This is a genomic window from Pseudoalteromonas sp. HM-SA03, assembly GCF_002289345.1.
Taxonomy (GTDB): Bacteria; Pseudomonadota; Gammaproteobacteria; order Enterobacterales; family Alteromonadaceae; genus Pseudoalteromonas.
Window position 1 is genome coordinate 1 of the sequence record NZ_NSDG01000086.1, and the last position, 797, is coordinate 797.

At 49.4% G+C, this 797-nt stretch carries 1 pseudogene; it reads right to left on the reverse strand.

From position 1 onward, the window contains the following. A pseudogene (locus tag CKO50_RS24835) lies at positions 1–797 on the reverse strand (hypothetical protein); the annotation flags it as partial.

The window sequence follows — 797 nt, forward strand, 5'->3', positions numbered from 1 at the left end:
ACTTCCGTGGCGGATTGCTTTCCTAGGTCTTGCCAGTTGATGTCTCTTAGGTATTTAACTGGGTCGCCTTTACCGAGCTTGCGTAAAACGGCAAGCGCAGCCGAGAGCGATTCTCCGGTGTTTTTTAAGATAACCTTGCCTACGCCTTTGACTGCTGAGCCCACAACAGGCACTAAACCAATGCCGGTGAGGGTAAAGGCAAGCCAAGCGTCGGTGTCGTTGGCCTCATCATCGTCGGTCAGTAACATGACATTGGCGATGATATCTCGTAAATCCATGACTTGGTCGATAATCGGTATCATGGAAATCAAGGTGCCTACCACGATTTGTGACGTAGAGGGGTTTTGATTAAAGTCGCCTTGTAGTGTGCCCCATAACCAATCACCAGCTTGGGTTGCAATGCCATTGGCTTCTATCAGTGGTGCGGTATTGCCGCTGCGTACCATTTCAGCCGCTCGCGCTGGGGTGATTTTTCCATACAGTGGATTTTTAGGGCGATTATCTTCAGGCAGGTAATCGCGCTTATCCTCACCATATTGCACGGTGTATTGACCGGGTGGTGCATTCTCAATTTTTGCTTTACCGCTGTCATCTAAGTTACCAGTCAACTCTGTTCCGTTTGCAAATCGAATGGTATAAGGCGCGCCCATAATTGGGCTGCCATCTTGATAGGTATAAGACAACTCAATGGTACTGCTCATCATGGTGGCAATGCCATCGGCGGCAAGTGAGAGTCGAGCATTCTCAGAGAGCGCTTGAATTTGCGGTACACTCGGCATCGTGGCGCTTTGTTTACC